The organism is Nitrospirota bacterium (assembly GCA_016212185.1).
Taxonomy (GTDB): Bacteria; Nitrospirota; Thermodesulfovibrionia; order UBA6902; family DSMQ01; genus JACRGX01.
The window spans coordinates 1-19,951 of record JACRGX010000051.1 but is presented as its reverse complement, the minus strand read 5'-3'; the positions used below and the strand labels follow the sequence as shown (position 1 = coordinate 19,951).

Below are 19,951 nucleotides of genomic sequence, written 5' to 3'. Positions count from 1 at the left end.
GTAATGGATTGTGTCAGTGAAGATGAATACCTGAGATGGAGAGACATTTGACCGCCTCCACCAGATACCAAGGATTGGTATCAAGTATTACTTACAAAAGATGAGTATTTTTCTAAATAGATTTGGCTTCGGGCAACTTCACTTAACAGCGGCACAAACGGTAAACATAACAAACCTGTCGGCTTCGTCTGTGCCGCAGACGTTAGCCATTCATTACAGGTAAAAGGAGGGAAATAAAATGTTAAAAAATACAACCGTCCCAGATTTTATATATAAATCTGTTCTATTAGGCGTATTGAGAGGCAAATTAGTTATTCTTAGTTTGTGTACGTATTATATACAATTTTCTCGAAATTCGTGGAGGTAAAGAAAATGTCAGAAATAACAACAGTGATAGTCGATATGGTGGGTTCTACACAAATAGAACAAGATATTGGTATTAAAGGGATGACCCAGATTAAAAACGAATTAATGGAATCTATTAGCACAGTGGCAAACCGTACGCGTGGACGCATCGCCAATTTTTTTGGAGATGGAGCTCTTATAATTTTTAAAGACCAAGATAGTATTTTTAATGCCTGCTTTTTTATATCAAAACTATTAAGTCAGTTATCAGAAGAAAACACAAATACAAGAGGGAAATATAACCCCATACATCTCAAATGTGGGATTGACCATGGGAACGTTAGTTGTCTTAATGACGGAGTAAATCTCAGTGGGATGCCAATAAATATATCTGCTCGTTTAGCAAACATTTGTAAGCCTGATCAGGTCTTGGTTGCTTCACCTATTGCTCAATTAGGTAAAAAACGGGGTATGTCATTTTCAGCAGGAATTATTGTAAATATAAAGGGAATTGGAAAGATTACTGTTTACGAATTTAAATAAAAATGGGACGGTTCTATTTAAAAGCTGCCTGCAGCGGCTGTTAATGAATAAACGCAAAACAACAGAGTGAAATTTGGTATAATTGTTTTAGAACGAGTAAAAGGAGGGAACTCATGAGTAAAAAGGAACTTCTTATAGATGAGATTAAGCAAGTCCCTGAGTCTTTTCTTGATGAGGTTTTAGATTTTGTTCACTTCCTAAAGACAAAGATAATAAAGGAAAGGGTTGATATTGCTATTGCAAGCGAATCCTCTCTCAAGAAAGATTGGCTTAAGCCGGAAGAGGATGAGGCATGGCAAAATTTGTAAAAGGTGTTGCGGATAGTCATATTGTCCTATATAAAATCGGCAATCTTAAAATAGAAAAGCTTACCGAAGTCATTAAAAAGGTAGTTGAAATAATCCGAGGATAAAAAGGACGCTTTATTATTTTGCCTGCAACAACAACTAACATAGCGGAAAAGACCACCGTCCAAACCCCAAAGCATCGGGGCTTCTTTTGCAACGGGAACGTTAATCTATACAAAAAAATATTAAGCAGCCAGTTTGCTTGACTTAACATAAAGCGTTATGTGTTCATGCGCCTGGAGTATTTTAATAATTTGAAGGATATTTTCAGCCCGCGGATTGCCGTGCGGTCCGAGCATACGATGAAGGCTTTTGCTGGATTTTGCGGCCTTTTTCGCAAGCCCCTCAAAGGTAAGGAAGAATAAATGGGACGGTTCTATTTAAAGACCGTCTGCAACGGACAGATAACAGAGTGCATATATGTTTCATAAACAAACAGTGCAGAGGTATGATATAATAAATCAGTGAATCGTGAGCGGAGAAAAGTCATAGGAAATATCTTTGCAGACGCAGCTAAATATACGCTTACGGCTGGTGTTATCGGGAGTATATTGACAGATAAGTTTATTGCATCGATTGGTTTTTCTCTCGGATTGGCTTTTGTATTATTTGCGTTATTGTCATATTTTGTAACCCCAAAAGACAAGGAGGATTAATTATGGAAGGACTTTATATCATGCTTGGCATAGCAGTATTGGCGGGGATTGTTTTTCTAATAGCTTTCAAGATTCAGGATAGAAGAAAACACAGCCACTAAAAACTAACCCTTCTAAAAATCAAGAAATCCCTGCCCGCAACGACAGATAACACCAGATTGGCGTAAAAAACCCTTCGGGAAATCGGCGGGCTTTATTTTCATATTTTTTAAGGAAGAAGCCGTAACTTCGCCAATCCAAACCGATACACGGTCACCGCACAAAAAAAAATTAAGCAGCCAGTTTGTTTGACTTAACATAAAGTGTTATATGTTCATGCGCCTGAAGTATTTTAATAATCTGTGGGTAAAAAAATGGGACGGTCTATTTAAAGACTGCCTGCAACGGCTGATACCGAATAAACACAAAACAACAGAGTTAAATTTGGTATAATTGTTTTAGAACGAGTAAAAGGTGGCATAATTACAGCGGATAGTCATATTGTCCTATATAAAATCTGCAATATTTAAATAGAAAGACAAGAATGAAGATTCGTGATATTATAAAATTGATAGAAAGCGATGGTTGGTATCAAGTTGATACGAGAGGAAGCCATCGGCAATATAAAAACCCTACGAAGGCAGGCAGGGTAACTATTGCCGGTCATCCTAATGATGATTTGGCGCCAGGGACTTTAAACAGTATTTTGAAGCAGGCTAAATTGAAGGAGGTAAAATAAGATGTATCGTTTTCTTGTTGTAATCGAGAAGGCAAATGGAAACTATTCTGCATATTCACCTGACTTGCCCGGATGTGTAGCTACAGGGGCTACGCGCGAAGAAGCAGAGCAAAGTATGCATGAAGCCATTGAATTGCACTTGCAAGGGCTGAAGGAAGATGGGCTGTCCATCCCTCAGTCAACTTCCTTTGCAGAGTATGTTGCCGTCAGATAAAATTTCAGTACAGGCACTTTAACCAGCCGCAGCCACGATACACGGTCATCACTTCACTCTACCGTGTATCGGAACAAAAGAGAACTGCAAAATTTTACTGCAAATATTGCCCTGTTTCCGCCTCATTACCCCCTGTTTTCAAGCTTACGGAGCGGCCGCCTGAAAGCATTGATAGTTTAGGTGGATTAATGCTAAAATAACACGCTGAATTAAGGCATAATCCATTCTTTCTAAAACATTTCAAGAGGAGATTTAATGGTTAAGCAATTGATAAACATTGAAGATGAGATGAAGGTCAGCTACCTTGATTATGCGATGAGCGTAATCATCGGAAGGGCGCTTCCTGACATAAGGGACGGGCTTAAGCCAGTCCAGCGGAGAATCCTCTATGCAATGCTCAGGGAAGGGCTTGTGCCCGGAAAGAAATATTCAAAATGCGCCGGCGTAGTCGGCGAGGTGCTTAAAAAATATCACCCACATGGAGACTCCGCGGTTTACGAGGCGCTTGTAAGGCTTGCGCAGGACTTCAATATGCGCTATCCGCTTGTTGACGGACAGGGGAACTTCGGCTCTATAGACGGAGACCCTGCCGCGGCATACAGATACACAGAGGCACGGCTCACAAAACTCGCCGAGGAAATACTTACCGATATTGACAAAGAGACCGTTGACTTTGTCTCTAACTTTGATGAAACAACTGCGGAGCCTGTGGTCCTGCCGTCCAGAGTTCCGAACCTGATTATCAACGGGTGTTCGGGCATAGCCGTCGGCATGGCTACAAACATACCGCCGCATAATCTCGGAGAGGTCATTGACGGACTTGTGAAGATGATAGACAACCCTGACATCACAATCAAGGAATTAATGAAAGACATCAAGGGTCCTGATTTCCCCACAGGCGGCGTTATCCACGGGCGGCAGGGCATAGTTGACGCATACAATACAGGCCGGGGGCTGGTAAAAATTCGGGCCAAGGTCACGATTGAAGATGAGGGAAAAAACGAAACCATCATAATCAACGAGCTTCCGTATCAGGTGAATAAGGCGCGGCTCATAGAGAAAATCGCAGAACTCGTGCGTGAAAAGAAGGTGGAAGGCATCTCCGACCTCAGGGATGAATCAGACCGTGAGGGAATCAGGGTTGTTATTGAACTCAAGCGCGGAGAAATGGCGCAGGTAGCGCTCAACCAGCTCTACAAACATACTGCAATGGAATCCACTTTCGGCATAATAATGCTTTCAATCGTAAACGGCCAGCCAAAGGTGTTTGACCTCCAGAGAATACTGTCCCACTTCCTTATGCACAGGCGCGACGTAATTATAAAAAGGACGCGCTTTGAACTCAGAAAGGCGGAAGAAAGGGCGCACATCCTTGAAGGGCTTAAGATTGCGCTTGATAACCTTGATGCGGTAATCAGCCTGATAAGGAAATCAAAGACCCCTGAGGCTGCGCTTGAGGGATTAATTCAAAACTTCCCGCTCACAAAAATTCAGGCTCAGGCCATCCTTGACATGAAACTCCAGAGACTCACGGGACTGGAGAGGGAAAAAATTATCACCGAGTATAAAGATATTCTCAAGGAGATTGAAAAGTTAAAGGCAATTCTTGCAAGCAATGCGCTTGTAAATAATATAATCCGGCAGGAGCTGACTGAGATAAGGAAGAACTATGCGGATCCGAGAAGAACTGAAATCACGGCAGAGACAAAGGAAATAACCATTGAAGACCTGATAACTGAAGAAGAGATGGTCATAACCATCTCGCATCAGGGTTATATCAAGCGCAATTCCCTGACCCTTTTCCGGAGCCAGAGAAGGGGCGGGAAAGGACTTCTCGGCATGGAGACGAGGGAAGAGGACTTTGTTGAACAGCTTTTCCTTGCCTCAACGCACGATTACCTTTTCTTCTTCACAAACCTAGGACGTCTTTACTGGCTTAAGGTATACCAGCTTCCTGAGGCCGGCAGGGCTACAAAAGGCAAGGCCGTCGTAAACCTTTTACAGCTTTCAGAGGGAGAAAAGATAACCACAGTCATGCCGGTAAAAGAATTTAAAGAGGGGATTTATCTTTTCAAGGCGACAAAAAAGGGCGTCGTAAAAAAGACATCGCTTCTTGCTTACAGCAACCCGAGGACCAAAGGCATTAACGCAATCAACCTGGACCCGGATGATGAACTCATCGGAGTAAAGGCAACGGACGGCACAAAGGATATTATCTTAAGCACCCGTGAAGGACTGTCCATAAGGTTTAACGAAAAAAATGTCCGTGAAATGGGAAGAGTCGCACACGGCGTAAGAGGCATTAAGCTCCAGCAAAACGATGAGGTAGTTTCAGTAGATGTTTTGGATGAAAAGACCACGCTCCTTACAGTAACCGAAAACGGCTACGGCAAAAGGACAAAGTCAGAGGAATACAGGGTCCAGAGCAGGGGCGGCAAGGGTATAATCACCATAAAAATAACACCAAGGAATGGCAGAGTAGTCGGAATCCTGCAGGTAGCAAATGAAGACGAGATAATGATTATTGCAAACAGCGGCAAACTTATCAGGCTGAAATCATCAAACATCTCCACAATCGGCAGGAATACCCAGGGAGTCAGGCTCATTGACCTGAGCGAAGGAGACAAGGTCATGGGCATAGCGTGTACAGCGGAGACTGAAACAGCGGATACAGAAGCAGAGTAAATATGTCTCTCTTTAAAAAAATCCCTGACTACCTCAGGTTAATAAAGTTTTCCCATTCTGTCTTTGCGCTTCCATTTGCATTTACAGGCGCGCTGATTGCGGCAAACGGCATTCCTGATTTAAACCAAATTTTATGGATAACCATTGCAATGGCCGGCGCAAGGTCAGGCGCCATGGGCATGAACAGGATTATAGACAGAAAAATTGACGCGCTTAACCCGCGGACAAAAAACAGGGAAATACCAAGCGGTGCTGTAAGGACAGGCGAGGCGCTTTTTTTTACGATTACCGCCTTTGTTGTTCTGGTATTTTCTGCATGGATGCTTAATCCCCTTTGCCTGAAATTGTCTCCTTTTGTGATTTTTCTGCTTATCGCTTATTCATATACAAAAAGGTTTACCTGGTTAAGCCATGTGGTCCTCGGCATTGCAATCTCGCTTGCGCCTGTAGGCGCATGGATAGCCGTAAGAGGAACCTTTGAACCGGAGGTTTTATTACTTTCATCTGCCGTTGCCTTTTGGATCGCAGGCTTTGATGTTTTTTATGCCATGCAGGATACTGAGTTTGACAAGACTCACGGGCTTTATTCCATACCCGCCAAGTTCGGCATTAAAAAATCCCTGTGGATTGCAAGAGGCTTTCATTTGCTCACTATTGGATTGCTTTTCAGCCTGATTCCTGTTTTTAACTTAAAGGGGTTTTATCTCGCCGGCGTCTTGATTGCATCAGCGCTTCTATTGTATGAACATTCTCTGATAAAAGCAGACGACCTGAGCAGGCTTGACATGGCATTTTTTAATATTAACGGATACATCAGTATTACGGTATTTGCGTTTACGCTGATGGATTATCTGATTCCGCTGTGAACAGCTTGTATCCTGAATCTTGAATCCTGTATCATATATTCCATGGCTTACAAAGATTTACGGGAATTTTTAAAGCTACTTGAATCAAAAGGACTCCTTAAACGCATCAATGCCGAAGTGGACCCTGTGCTTGAGATTACGGAAATAACTGACAGGATGTGCAAAAGCCCCGGCGGCGGCAGGGCGCTTTTTTTTGAGAATGTTAAAGGCTCGGCATACCCTGTTGTAACAAATATCTTCGGCTCTTTTGAAAGAATGTGTCTTGCCCTTGAGGTTCAAAGGCTTGATGATGTTGCAGGACGCATTGAGGAACTGCTGAGTCAGGCGGCTCCGAAGACACTGCTTGAAAAAATTGCTCTGCTGCCAAAACTTTTTGAATTCTCCAGATACTTTCCAAAGAGCGTAAAAAATGCGCCCTGTCAGGAAGTCATTGAAAAAGACAATCCTGATTTATCCAGGTTCCCTGTGCTTAAATGCTGGACCGGGGATGGCGGGCGGTTTATTACACTGCCAATGGTATTCACAAAAGACCCTGAGACAGGCATGCAAAACTGCGGGATGTACAGAATTCACATTTACGACAAAACCACGACGGGTATGCACTGGCACATTCATAAAGACGGGGCGCGGCATTATGATAAATACAAGGCGCTGAAAAAACGCATGCCTGCCGCTATTGCCGTGGGCAGCGACCCCGCGGTGATATATTCTGCAACAGCGCCTCTTCCATCATCAGTGGATGAGATGATCTTTGCAGGATTTCTGAGGAAAGAGCCTGTGGAAATGGTAAAGTGCATCACTTCAGACATTGAGGTGCCTGCAAACAGCGAACTTGTGATTGAGGGTTATCTTGAGCCGGGCGAACTGCGCCTTGAGGGACCATTCGGGGACCATACTGGTTTTTATTCAGCGGCTGATCAGTATCCCGTATTTCATGCAGCCTGCATAACACACAGAAAAGATATGATTTATCCCGCAACAATCGTTGGAAAACCTCCGATGGAAGACTGCTACATGGGCAAGGCTACAGAGAGGATTTTCCTGCCTCTTCTAAGGCTTGACTTCCCTGAGATCAAGGACTTCAACCTGCCGATGGAAGGCGTGTTTCATAATGCGGCATTAATTTCAATTAAGAAGAGTTATCCCGGACATGCTAAAAAGATTATTCACGGACTCTGGGGCAAAGGACAGATGATGTTTTCAAAATTATTGATTATCGTTGATGATGATGTGGACGTTCAGAATATCTCATACACTGCATGGCGCATTTTAAATAATGTTGACTGGAAAAGAGACGTTGTCATTGCCGAGGGTCCTGTTGACGATCTGGATCATTCTGCAAGCTGGCCGAGATACGGTTCAAAAATGGGCGTTGACGCCACGCGGAAAACAAAGGAGGAAGGCATGATGAGGGACTGGCCCAAAGAATTATTTATGTCTGAAGAAATTAAAAAACTCGTTGCCGCAAGGTGGAAGGAATACGGCTTTGAATAAGGATATATTAAGCGATTTTGACCTTTACTTAATCGGAGAGGGAACTCACTACAAAAGTTATGAAAAGCTCGGCGCGCATATAAAAAAGATTAAGGGAAAAAACGGAGTCCACTTTTCCGTCTGGGCGCCGAATGCGGAAGCAGTAAGCGTAATAGGAGATTTTAATAAATGGAATAAGAAGCGCCATCTGATGCGTTTAAGCGGAAACTCAGGGATATGGGAGCTGTTTGTCCCAGGCCTCGGAGAGGGTGAGATTTATAAGTTCTGGGTAAAGTCTAAATTTAACAATTATGCCGAGGAAAAGGCAGACCCTTACGGGTTTTATTTTGAGGTGCGTCCCAAAAGCGCATCAATCGTCGCTGATATAAACAAATATAAATGGTCAGACCATGCATGGATGACGCAAAGACAGAAGAAAAACTGGCTTGAATCTCCTGTCTCAATCTATGAGGTCCACCTTGGTTCATGGGTGAGGATTGCTGAGGAAAATAACCGTTCCCTTACATACAGGGAGCTTGCACAGAACCTTATCCCTTATGTTAAAGAAATGGGCTATACGCACATTGAACTTATGCCGGTCATGGAACACCCGCTTGATGAATCATGGGGATATCAGGTCATAGGCTATTTTGCTCCTACAAGCCGCTTTGGCGCCCCGGAGGACTTCATGTATTTTGTAGACCAGTGTCATTTAAATAACATCGGCGTCATCCTGGACTGGGTTCCTGCGCATTTCCCGAAAGACCCGCACGGGCTTGCATCCTTTGACGGAACATGTCTTTATGAACATGCAGACCCGAGAAAGGGAGAGCACAGGGACTGGGGCACATTAATCTTCAATTACGGCAGGAATGAGGTGTCCAACTTTCTTATATCCAATGTCCTTTTCTGGCTTGAAAAATATCATATAGACGGCCTGCGGCTGGATGCAGTGGCATCAATGTTATATCTTGATTATTCAAGACAGCCCGACGACTGGCTCCCCAATATCTACGGAGGGAATGAAAACCTTGAGGCAATAACATTCCTCAAAAAATTTAATGAGGTCGTGCATCAGCAGCACCCCGGCGTACTTACCATTGCCGAGGAGTCAACTGCATGGACCATGGTGTCAAGACCCACTTATCTCGGCGGGCTTGGATTCAGCTTAAAGTGGAACATGGGCTGGATGCATGACACGCTTGTATATTTTACAAAAGACCCTGTTCACAGGAAATACCATCATAATAATCTCACATTCAGTCTTCTTTACGCATTTACAGAGAATTTCGTTCTCGTTCTTTCACATGATGAGGTTGTGCACGGGAAATGCTCTATGCTTGACAAGATGCCGGGGGATTTCTGGCAAAGGTTTGCAAACCTAAGGCTTCTTTACGGGCTTATGTACAGCCATCCAGGCAAAAAACTCCTCTTCATGGGAGGAGAAATCGGACAGTGGGTTGAATGGCGGTTTAATGAATCCCTTGAATGGCAGCTTTTGCAGTATGAGCCCCATCTGAAACTGCAGAGGTATGTTAAAGACCTGAACTCTATTTACAAGCGGGAGCCTGCGCTTTATGAAATAGATTTCCACCATACGGGTTTTGAGTGGATAGACTTCAATGACTGGGAACACAGCGCGGTGTCCTTTATGAGAAAGGCAAAAAATCCTGATGATTTTGTTGTCGCGGCGCTTAATTTTACCCCAGTGCCAAGAGGCGGCTACCGCATCGGAGTGCCAAAAGAAGGTTTTTACAAAGAGATTATCAACAGCGATTCAGGCATCTACTGGGGCAGCAACATAGGCAACTCAGGAGGCGTCCATGCAGAACCGATTCCATGGCATGGAGAGCCTTTTTCCCTGAACCTCACTCTCCCGCCGCTCGGCATGGTTATTTTAAAACGACAGTGAATAGCGCTCAAGTTGGAAACATGATTTTTCCTGCTCACTGTTCACCGTTCACTATTCACTGTTCACTGATTACTGTTCACTGATTACTGTTCACTGATTACTGCCGCTTCAGTGTTATTGACACTCTTCTTTTATATGTGATACGCTTTTATTAAGCAGTACACCATGAAAATTAAGGTCTGATAAGCCCTTTTTAATAGATAAAAATGGACAAAACTGCCGTTACAAAAGACGCCCGGAACTATATAGCAAAAGGCGAACTGGATAAAGCCATTGCCGAACTGCAAAAGATCCTCAAAGAAGAGCAGGACGCCAATGTTTACAATACAATAGGCGACCTGCACCTCAGGAACAAAGAAAAAGAAAAAGCCATTGAGGAATTCAAAAAAGCCGCCAATATTTTCAAGGAAGACGGCTTTTATCTAAAGGCGATTGCCCTGTACAAAAAAATTCTTAACATACATCCTTCTGATACCGCCACCCTTATTTTGCTTGGAGAACTGAATGCAGAAAGAGGCCTTACCGGCAATGCCAATGAGAATTTCTCGGCTGCGATAGATATTTTCATGAAAGAAGGCGCAGAAGGAAAGGCCTTGGATGTTTATAAAAAAATGCTTAAATTTTTCTCAACTGATATAAACCTCAGGATAAAAGTGGCAGAGCTTTCTTCTAAAGCAGGCATTACAGAAGAAGCAATCAAGGAATATGTGAATGTTGCCGTATATCATTTAAACAGGGATGAATTTAATGAGGCGCGGCAATTTTACCTTAAGGCAATTGAACTGGACCCTAAATGTACCGGAGCATTTCTCGGCCTTAGCAAAATTGCAGAGATGCAAAATGATATCCAGCAGGCAACAGAATATTTAAAAAATGCCATGTCCGCCCAGCCGAGCAACAGCGATGTCCTGCTGAACTATTCAAGACTTGCCATTAAAGCCGGGAATGCGGATGAAGGCAAACAAGCGCTTATCCGTCTCATTGAAACAGACCCGTCTAATAATGAATATAAAAAACTTTTGGGCAATATATATCTGAAAGAAGGTCTTATGGCAGAGGCGTGGGAGCAATTATTGCCTTACATAGACGAGACCCTACGGCTTGGAAATTGGGATGAGGCCATCCACTGCCTGGTAAATTTCACGGATTTTAAACCGATAGATGTTAAAACAATGCTGATAACCATCTACAAGGGTAAGGATGACGTGGAATCAACAGTCAAAGAGCTCCGGGAGCTTGCAGCGCTATATGAAAATAATGAAATGCCAGACCAAGCGATTCAGTCATACAGGGAGATTCTTACATTAATGCCCTCAGATGAATCAGCGGAAAGAAAAATCATTGAGCTTGGAAATAAAGCGGTAACATCTCCTGAAATGCAATCCGGGCAAAAACCTTCTGCTGAAGCTGAAGCCCTGCTTAAAACAGCGCCTCCTGTTATTTCGCCTGAAGACTTGCTTGAGGACGGTCTTGCCGAGGCAGACCTTCACCTACAGCAGGGGCTTAAGCAGGAGGCCATGAAGATTTATGAGAAACTGCTTTCTCGTTTTCCTGACAATGAGGAAATTATAAGGAGGATAGAAGAATTAAGCCCGCCGTCAAAAGAAAAAGATAAGGCAAAATCTAAAAAACACAGGGTATCGTATATATGAAAAACAGTGAACAGTAATCAGTGAACAGTCAGAGGAAGTGTCAGAGTATCAAAGCAAAATAACTTTGACACTGAAGTTACAGCAAGGGTAAACACTTGAAGAAGATTATGAATCATATGTAGAATAGGGGCAAACATCAAGGAACGACTATAAAAACTATGGACTATTTGGAATTTTACAAACTAAAAGAACATCCTTTCTCAAATGCGGTAGAAAATAAATTTTACTACAACAGCGCCCAGCATGCAGAGGCTATTGTACGGTTAAAGTATGCCGTAGACAGCATGAAGGGGCTTGCCGTAGTGCTGGGAGACATAGGCACCGGCAAAACTACCCTTGCGAGGAAGATGTTGGACGAACTTGATGAAAATCAGTATGAGGCCGCGCTGCTTGTTGTACTGCATTCATCAGTAACGGCAGACTGGCTAATGAGAAAAATTGCCGTTCAGCTCGGCGTGGAAAACCCCGGCACCGGCAAGGTTGAACTGCTTGGACAATTGTATGAAAGGCTGCTGGAGATCCATGAATCAGGACTTAAAACCGTGGTCCTTATGGATGAAGTGCAGATGCTTCAGACCAAGGAGATTATGGAAGAATTCAGAGGGCTGCTTAATATGGAAGCCCCGGGAGGCAAACTCATAACATTTATCTTCTTCGGGCTTCCTGAACTTGAAAATGTCCTTGCGCTTGACGAACCTTTAAAACAGCGCGTTGCAGTCATGTGCAGGCTGAAGGCATTCACCGATACTATCACAGAGGATTATTTAAAACACCGACTAAAGGTTGCAGGATGCGAGGAAAATATTTTTATGCAGGATGCAGTCAAGGCAGTTCATCTTTTTTCCAGCGGCGTTCCCCGTTTAATAAACACTGTCTGCGACAATGCGCTCCTTGAGGGCTTTCTCCTTAAAAGAAAACAGATTGATAAAGACGTTATTGAATCAGTCGCAGTAAGCCTCGGATTAGAGGCAGCAGGCAGAAAAACTCCTTCAAAACCCCGCAGGGAAATGTAAATAACTTAACTTGTAGTGATTAATATTTAATTTACAGGTATTGTAAAGTTATTAATGTCCAATTACAAAACTCAAATGCCAAATGAATGTTAAAATTCAGAATTTGACATTTGGATTTTGAAATTCAGGTGCTGGTTATTCTTCCGCCGGCGGGTTGATAATCAGTTTTGTAACCTTCATTAAGAAACTGTAGCTGCCTGCCTCAATTTTAAGAGAAGACGAATAATGGAAATCACCCTCTTTTTGCGGTTCAGCATAATTAATATGTATTTTTTTCCCCCCTGCCCTGATATCCTGGCTTAGAGGCAAAAGTGTAGCTCTGTCAAGATGTATCTCCCTGTCTGCCGTATTTATGACATATTCCATCTCATTTTTTGACATAACAGTATTCTCTTTGCAGCCTGAAACAGAATTTTTACAATCGGAATTCGTCAGGCCGTTCCACCAGAAAATTGAGCGCTGCATTGCCTTGCTGAATTCCTTCATGTTCTGGAACAGTTTACTGTCTGATTTATTGCTCGCCTTCCCTGAGGCGTTATTTATCACGCCGTCTTTTACAATATAGTCACCTGCAAGCATTCCAAAGGTGTACAGCCTTACATGCATCCAGCCGCTGTTTTTCAGTGTAACCGCGGCATCAACATACATATACGGATTGTCATCCTTCTCAATATTTATGCCTGAAATTATTTTCAGCGTGTGAACATCGCCTTTTGCCTTTGAGATAATCTCATCAAGCGTAAGGTCAAGGTCTTTGTACGGGGCAAGGGGCGCAACCTTGGGGGCACAGCCTAAAGCAGTGAACAGTAAACAGTAAACAGTGAACAGTGAACAGATTTTAAAAAAAGAGTATTTCAAGCGCCTCCTGAACATTCTTTACCCCGATAATCTCAATATCATGCCCTTTGAGATGACCGGCATTGCCCGCAGGAACTATGCCTTTTTTAAAACCAAGTTTTGCGGCCTCTTTAAGCCTTATATCTGCATGGCTTATTGCCCTTAACTCTCCTGAAAGGCCGATCTCGCCAAAGACAACTGCAGAAGGGTCCACCGCCTTGTTTTTAAAGGAAGACGCAACTGCCGCAATAATTGCCGTGTCCACAGCAGGCTCATCTATTTTCAGCCCTCCAACAACATTTACAAACACATCCATACTCCCAAGGTGCATGCCTATGCGCTTATCCAGCACTGCAATAAGAAGATTGACCCTATTATAATCAACACCAAGCGAGGTCCTTCTCGGAACTCCGAAATTTGATACGCTTGCCAGCGCCTGAATCTCCACAAGCAAAGGCCTTGTGCCTTCAATGCTTGCCGTGACCACCGAGCCGGGCACATTAAGCGGCCTTTCAGACAAGAAAAGCTGGGAGGGGTTGTCCACTTCTTTCAGCCCTGCCTCTGTCATTTCAAAAACACCGATTTCATTGGTGGAGCCGAACCTGTTTTTCACCGCGCGCAAAATCCTGAATGGCCCGCCTTTATCTCCTTCAAAATAAAGCACTGTGTCTACTATGTGTTCAAGCACCCTTGGGCCTGCAATAGCGCCCTCTTTTGTGACATGCCCGATTATAAAAAGGGGAATGCCGTGCTTTTTTGCAAAAAACATGAGCTTTGTCGCGCATTCCCTTATCTGGCTTACGGAACCCGGCGCCGAGGGCAGTTCAAGCGAGAATATTGTCTGAATTGAATCTACGACAACCACTTGCGGTTTTATATCCTGCGCAACTGAGATTATGCCTTCCAGAGATGTTTCAGGTAAAAGTATTATGTCACTGGACTTAGTCTTCAGTCTGTCTGCCCTGATTTTTATCTGCTCAGGAGACTCTTCGCCTGAGACATAAAGCACCTTGCCGAGTTTTGCCAGCCCCTTAATCGCCTGAAGCAAAAGTGTTGACTTGCCTATGCCTGGGTCTCCACCTATCAGCACAACAGAGCCCGGCACCACGCCTCCGCCGAGCGTTCTGTCAAATTCCCTTATCTGCGTGGAATGCCTGCTTCCGGTATGATGTGAGATTTCAGAAAGGATGACTGGCGCGGCAGTTTCGCTTCTTTTCAGCTTTGTAACGCGCTCTTCCTCTACAAAGCTGTTCCACGCCCCGCAGTCAGGGCATTTTCCAAGCCACTTAGGCGCTGAATATCCGCAGCTCTGGCATTGATAAAGGATTTTAGGACGCTGCATCTGCTGATTTTAACACAAATGGGGGTAATCATGCCGTTTGAAATTTCAGGATATGCAATGTTAAGATAACATGCTTTTCTTTAAAAATCTATTCGGGTTCAGGTTACAAACCTGAATTCGTGTGAGCCGTTTTCTGTCATTGACCCGAAAACACCCCTCACCCTTGCCCTCTCCCGCAAGGGGAGAGGGATACTAACAGTTCCCCTCCCTTGACGGGAGGGGATGAAGGGGAGGGTGATTCCCGCGTAGGCGGGAATCTATTTCATTTAACTGGTTCCCCGCTTCTGCGAGGACAAGTCTGGATTCCTGCTTTCGCAGGAATGACGGCGTGTGGGATAAAAATAATTCCTTAATTTTACACTTTTAACTTTTAATTTTTAACTTTCAGATGGCAGAGGTAATCCCTTTTAAAGGTGTTTTATATAACACTCAGAAGGTAGACGCCAATATAGTAATGGCGCCGCCTTACGATATTGTTACGCCTGAATTTAAGGACGCACTGTATGGGAAGAGCCCCTATAACATTATCCGCATTGATTTCGGCAAAGATGAAGACGGAGACAGTGAAAATGAAAACCGCTACACAAGGGCGGCAAAATTCTTCGGAGGCTGGCTCAAAAAAGGGATCCTGATTAATGACTCCGAACCTGCATTTTATTGTTATGAGATAACTTACAGGATAAACGGACAGAAGAAAAAACTCAGAGGTTTTTTGGGAGCAGTAAGGATTGAGGAACTTGGCACAGGAAGGATTCATCCCCATGAGATGACTTACTCAAAGCCGAAATCAGACAGATCTAATATCCTTCGTTATTGCAGGGCTAATACAAGTCCTATATTCTCCATTTACAGCAGCAGGAAAAAACGCGCTTCTTCCATCCTTAGCGAGGCTGTCAAAAACAAACCTTTTATTGAGGCGAAAAACGGAGAAGGTTTTGTTCACAGGCTCTGGCGTATCAGCGATAAGGCTTCTATAAATGCGGTCAAAGAAGAGATGTCTGATAAGGATATTTTTATTGCAGACGGTCATCATCGCTACGAAACATCGCTTAGGTTTAAAAATGAGATGGATAAATTAGAAGGGGCAAGGGGCAAAACGCTAAACACAAAACCATGGGATTATGTGCTCATGTTTCTTGCCAACATAGAAGATGAAGGGCTGACGCTCCTGCCCACGCACCGCATAGTTGAAGTAGATTCAAATATCAATATAAATGATTCCCTGAAAAATCATTTTGACATACAAAGAACAAGCTCCAAAGGGATCTCCGGACAACAGGCAAGGCAGAAGATGTTTGAAATAATGCATAAGCAAACGCATTGCTTCGGGATGTTTCTTACTAATGCTGATACTTATTACACGCTTTCGTTCAATAGGTCAAAAATGGGAATAGCCCTGCCGGCGTGCCTAAAAAATCTTGATGTCACTGTGCTTCATAAACTCATATTTGAAAAACTGCTGAAAATAGAGCATTACGAATATGAGATGGAACCTGAAGCTGTGGTAGAAAAGGCAAAAAAAGGTTCTTTTGAGGCTGTTTTTTTTCTTAATCCAACAAAGATTGAAGACGTTAAGAAGGTTGCCCTTGCCGGACAACGGATGCCGCCGAAGTCAACATATTTTTATCCGAAGCTTCTGACGGGAATGGTGATTTATAAGTTTTGATATGATAATCGGCATAATATCAGACTCACATGACCATATAGAAAATATCAAGAAATGCGTCCTGATATTCAAGGACAGGAAAGTTGAGTTTGTCCTTCATCTCGGAGATTATGTAAATCCTGCATCGGTTAAGGCCTTTCAGGGAATAAAACTCGTGGGAATATTCGGCAACAACGACGGCGATAAATTCAGGCTTATCAATTCGTTTAACGAAATAAATGGAGAAATTAAGGGTGATTTTCATGAATTTGAAACAGACAGCCTGAGATTTGCGTGTTATCACGGGACCGAGCCGCAATTGAGAAACTCACTGATTGAATGCGGAAAATATGATGTTGTAGCTTACGGGCATACGCATGAATGTGTGAATAAAGAAACCGGAAATACCTTAGTCCTTAATCCGGGCACATCACACGGATTCTGGAATCAGGCAACGGCCATGATATTTGACACAAAAACTAAAATGGCAGAAATCATCAGTTTATAAATCCACATTGTCCATAAAATCCTTATTAGAACATCTTAGCACCGGTTTTAAAGATGAAATAGCACACTACCGTTATATTGAACCCTGGCCTGCAGAATACGCAGAGCCTGAAGCTCCTGTAAATGACCGCCTCAAAAGCGCCCTTGAAAAGAAAGGCGTTAATAAATTTTTCACACATCAGGCAAAAGGCATTGACTTAATAAGGAAAGGGCATAACATCATTGTTATGACTCCCACTGCAAGCGGAAAAAGTTTGATTTATAACATCCCCGTGCTTGAATCCATTCTTGATGATCCGTATTCAAAATCCCTTTACCTGTTCCCGTTAAAAGGGCTTGAACAGGACCAGTTGAAAATATTACGTGAAATTGCAAAAGACCTTGACATAGCGCATCCTGCTGAGATTTATGACGGCGACACAACCGCTTACAGGAGGAAAAAAATCCGCGACTCATTTCCAAGCATAATCTTTTCAAATCCGGATATGCTTCACCTCGCAATAAATGCCTTTCATACAAAATGGGCTGATTTCTTTAAAAACTTGAAATTCGTAGTCATTGATGAGATTCATACTTACAGGGGCGTCTTCGGCTCGCATGTTGCGCAGGTTCTAAGAAGGCTTAGAAGGATTTGCAGATATTACGGCTCAAACCCGCAGTTTATTGCCTGTTCTGCAACGATTGCCAATCCCGGAGAATTAGCCGGAAATCTCACAGGGCTTGATTTTGAACTTATTGACCACAGCGGAGCCCCAAGGGGAGGAAGGCACATTGTATTTTTAAATCCGTGGGGAAGCCCTTATACAGCTTCAACAAAGGCATTTAAATTATGCCTTGACGAAGGATTAAAAAGCATTGCATTTACAAAATCAAGAAAGATAACGGAATTGATGTACAGCTGGCTTGTTGACGCCTCGCCTGAAAATGAGGGGCTGGTAAGTTCATACAGGGCAGGTTTTCTGCCGGCTGAAAGAAGGGAGATAGAGCAGAGGCTTTTCTCGGGTGAGCTTAAAGGCGTAATATCCACAAGCGCCCTTGAACTTGGCATTGATATTGGCGGGCTTGACGCCTGCATCCTTGCAGGCTATCCCGGAAGCATTGCAAGCACATGGCAGCGCGCAGGAAGGACAGGCCGACAGGGGCAGGATGCAGTAATTATACTGGTAGGGCTGAAGGATGCGCTGGACCAGTATTTCATGCGGCACCCTGATGACTTTTTCGCACGGAGTCATGAGGCGGTTGTTATAGATGCATCAAACGATGCAATATTAAAGCAGCATCTTCCATGCGCCTCGGCGGAGATTTATCTCAGAGCCGGTGATTTTGTGTATGACACTCAGGCCTTGGCACCTGTCATTACTGAACTTGAAACCAACGGACTGCTTAAGCAGGGGAAAAATGGGGATATATGGTTTTCTCAGCGGCGTTATCCGCAGAGAGAGGTAAGCATACGCGGAATCGGAAAGATTTTCAATATTTTCAGCGGCGGCAGGCGCATTGGAGAAATAAGTGGAGCAAGAGTTTTTAAAGAGGCGCATCCCGGAGCCGTATATCTTCACAAAGGCAGGCAATACATAGTTCAAGAGCTTGACCTTGAGAATTTTACAATACACTGTAAAGAAGCGGACATCTCTTATTATACGCAGGCCATAACCTATGAGGAAACAGAGATCATCAAAGAGGTCCTTAAAAGAGATACTATAAGCTGGGGAGAACTGCGTACAACACATATGGTGACAGGATACTGGAGGAAAAAGCTTCTGACACAGGAAAAAACAGACCGTTATCCGGTGGAACTCCCCTCCTGGACTTTTAACACACAGGGATTATGGATAATACTCGGCAGTGATTTAAAACAGGTTGTGGAAAAAAACAACCTTCATTTCGCAGGCGGACTGCACGCCTTTGAGCATGCCGCAATATTCGCCCTTCCGCTTTTTGCGATGTGCGATAAAGGCGATATCGGCGGCATAAGTTACCCTCTCTATCCTCAGCTTTCAGCGCCGGCAATATTTATTTATGACGGATACGAAGGAGGCATCGGTCTTACAAAAAGGGCGCTTGAGGTAATTGGTGAATGGCTTGAGGCTGCAAAAAAAATAATAACAGACTGCCCCTGCGAAGACGGCTGTCCCTCATGCGTTCAGGACCCCCAGTGCGGGTCAGGCAACGACCCGCTGGATAAAAAGGCGGCATTGCTGATTCTCAAAGAAATTAAGAAAATGCTAAAATAACTTCAATGAACCGCAGAGACTTCCTTAAATCAGCCGCAATTACAGGTATAAGCCTCTCAGTTCCAAATGCAATTGACACAGTTATTAACACAGCCCTCCCATCTGAGAAACATTCTGGTGTTGATCTTGCCGTTGCGCAGGGCCTGTCACCGGCAAAAATTACAACTGCCGCCATTGATGCAATCGGCGGAATTAAGAAGTTTATCTCAAGGGGTGATGCCGTCATTATAAAGCCCAATATCGGATGGGACAGGCTTCCTGAACATGCCGCAAATACAAACCCCGAGGTAGTTGCCGCAGTAGTAAGGCTCTGCCTTGAGGCAGGCGCAAAAAAGGTTAAGATTTTTGACAGGACTGTGAATGACCCGAGAAGATGTTATGTGCAAAGCGGTATCGCCGACGCCGTCAAGACAGCAGGCGGTGAGTTAAGCTATGTTGACGAAAGAAAATTTAAAGACATAAAAATAAACGGGCCGGTGCTTAAAGAATGGCCTTTGTACACCGAGATATTTGAGGCAGACAAGATAATAAATATACCCATCGCCAAACATCATGGACTTTCAAACCTTACAATGGCAATGAAAAACTGGATGGGTGTTATGGGCGGATTAAGAAAGCAGATACATCAGAAACTTGACGAGAGTCTTGTTGACCTATCCCTGGTCATAAAACCAACGCTGACCATTCTTGATGCCGTACGGATTCTTGTAAACAACGGGCCCTCAGGCGGTGATATCAAAGATGTAAGAACGCTGAATACCGTTATAGCCGGCGTTGATCAGATTGCCGTAGATTCCTTCGGAGCAACGCTTTTTGGAATGAAAGGCAGTGACCTCGGTTATGTAAAAATTGCGGATAAATACGGACTCGGCACAATGGATCTTTCAAAATTAAATATCAAAAAAATAAAAATTTAATTTAATGCAGAATCTTAGACGCATAACTCAGGGGATATTTCTTCT

16 protein-coding genes are annotated in these 19,951 nt (G+C 43.6%); 14 read left to right on the top strand and 2 right to left on the bottom strand.

Translation table 11 applies throughout. From position 1 onward, the window contains the following. Positions 1-372 precede the first annotated feature (372 nt). From HZA10_05640 to HZA10_05595, 10 genes are all read left to right on the top strand, one after another. On the top strand, positions 373-888 hold the full coding sequence (locus HZA10_05640) for an adenylate/guanylate cyclase domain-containing protein (GenBank protein MBI5195783.1): 516 nt from the start codon (positions 373-375) through the stop codon (positions 886-888). 113 nt (positions 889-1,001) lie between these two features. Next, positions 1,002-1,196, top strand: a complete 195-nt coding sequence (locus HZA10_05635; protein MBI5195782.1) for a DUF2281 domain-containing protein — start codon at positions 1,002-1,004, stop codon at positions 1,194-1,196. A 1,218-nt stretch (positions 1,197-2,414) separates the two neighbouring features. Continuing rightward, positions 2,415-2,609 (top strand): type II toxin-antitoxin system HicA family toxin, encoded by a 195-nt coding sequence (locus tag HZA10_05630; protein ID MBI5195781.1) that lies wholly within the window; start codon positions 2,415-2,417, stop codon positions 2,607-2,609. A 1-nt stretch (position 2,610) separates the two neighbouring features. Beyond that, positions 2,611-2,823, top strand: coding sequence for a type II toxin-antitoxin system HicB family antitoxin (locus HZA10_05625; GenBank protein MBI5195780.1), 213 nt, complete (start codon positions 2,611-2,613; stop codon positions 2,821-2,823). A gap of 255 nt (positions 2,824-3,078) precedes the next feature. Further along, positions 3,079-5,508: a DNA gyrase subunit A gene (gene gyrA, locus HZA10_05620; GenBank protein MBI5195779.1), complete on the top strand. Its 2,430-nt coding sequence runs from the start codon at positions 3,079-3,081 to the stop codon at positions 5,506-5,508. 2 nt (positions 5,509-5,510) lie between these two features. Then, entirely contained in the window at positions 5,511-6,374 is an 864-nt protein-coding gene (locus tag HZA10_05615; GenBank protein ID MBI5195778.1) for a UbiA family prenyltransferase, read from the top strand. Between the two features lie 42 nt (positions 6,375-6,416). Continuing rightward, positions 6,417-7,868: a menaquinone biosynthesis decarboxylase gene (locus HZA10_05610; GenBank protein ID MBI5195777.1), complete on the top strand. Its 1,452-nt coding sequence runs from the start codon at positions 6,417-6,419 to the stop codon at positions 7,866-7,868. Further along, a complete protein-coding gene (gene glgB / locus HZA10_05605; GenBank protein MBI5195776.1) occupies positions 7,813-9,759 on the top strand; it encodes a 1,4-alpha-glucan branching protein GlgB in 1,947 nt (648 codons plus the stop codon). The genes HZA10_05610 and glgB overlap by 56 nt, the downstream gene beginning before the upstream one ends. A gap of 206 nt (positions 9,760-9,965) precedes the next feature. Next, positions 9,966-11,411, top strand: a complete 1,446-nt coding sequence (locus HZA10_05600; protein MBI5195775.1) for a tetratricopeptide repeat protein — start codon at positions 9,966-9,968, stop codon at positions 11,409-11,411. Positions 11,412-11,569: 158 nt separating this feature from the next. Next, on the top strand, positions 11,570-12,424 hold the full coding sequence (locus tag HZA10_05595; protein ID MBI5195774.1) for an AAA family ATPase: 855 nt from the start codon (positions 11,570-11,572) through the stop codon (positions 12,422-12,424). A 135-nt stretch (positions 12,425-12,559) separates the two neighbouring features. Here the strand turns inward: HZA10_05595 and HZA10_05590 are convergent, their stop codons facing one another. Together HZA10_05590 and radA are read right to left on the bottom strand one after the other, a co-directional pair. Continuing rightward, positions 12,560-13,282 (bottom strand): hypothetical protein, encoded by a 723-nt coding sequence (locus HZA10_05590; protein MBI5195773.1) that lies wholly within the window; start codon positions 13,280-13,282, stop codon positions 12,560-12,562. Continuing rightward, on the bottom strand, positions 13,263-14,603 hold the full coding sequence (gene radA, locus HZA10_05585) for a DNA repair protein RadA (GenBank protein MBI5195772.1): 1,341 nt from the start codon (positions 14,601-14,603) through the stop codon (positions 13,263-13,265). The genes HZA10_05590 and radA overlap by 20 nt, the downstream gene beginning before the upstream one ends. Before the next feature lie 388 nt (positions 14,604-14,991). Here radA and HZA10_05580 point away from each other — a divergent pair, with 388 nt between their 5' ends. From HZA10_05580 to HZA10_05565, 4 genes are read left to right on the top strand one after another with little or no spacing between them, the layout of a single operon-like run. Beyond that, positions 14,992-16,269: a DUF1015 domain-containing protein gene (locus HZA10_05580; protein MBI5195771.1), complete on the top strand. Its 1,278-nt coding sequence runs from the start codon at positions 14,992-14,994 to the stop codon at positions 16,267-16,269. A 1-nt stretch (position 16,270) separates the two neighbouring features. Next, on the top strand, positions 16,271-16,756 hold the full coding sequence (locus HZA10_05575; GenBank protein MBI5195770.1) for a metallophosphoesterase: 486 nt from the start codon (positions 16,271-16,273) through the stop codon (positions 16,754-16,756). Beyond that, positions 16,716-18,989: a DEAD/DEAH box helicase gene (locus tag HZA10_05570; GenBank protein ID MBI5195769.1), complete on the top strand. Its 2,274-nt coding sequence runs from the start codon at positions 16,716-16,718 to the stop codon at positions 18,987-18,989. The genes HZA10_05575 and HZA10_05570 overlap by 41 nt, the downstream gene beginning before the upstream one ends. Before the next feature lie 5 nt (positions 18,990-18,994). After that, complete coding sequence (locus tag HZA10_05565; protein ID MBI5195768.1) at positions 18,995-19,906, top strand: DUF362 domain-containing protein; 912 nt, start codon at positions 18,995-18,997, stop codon at positions 19,904-19,906. Positions 19,907-19,951: the final 45 nt, after the last annotated feature.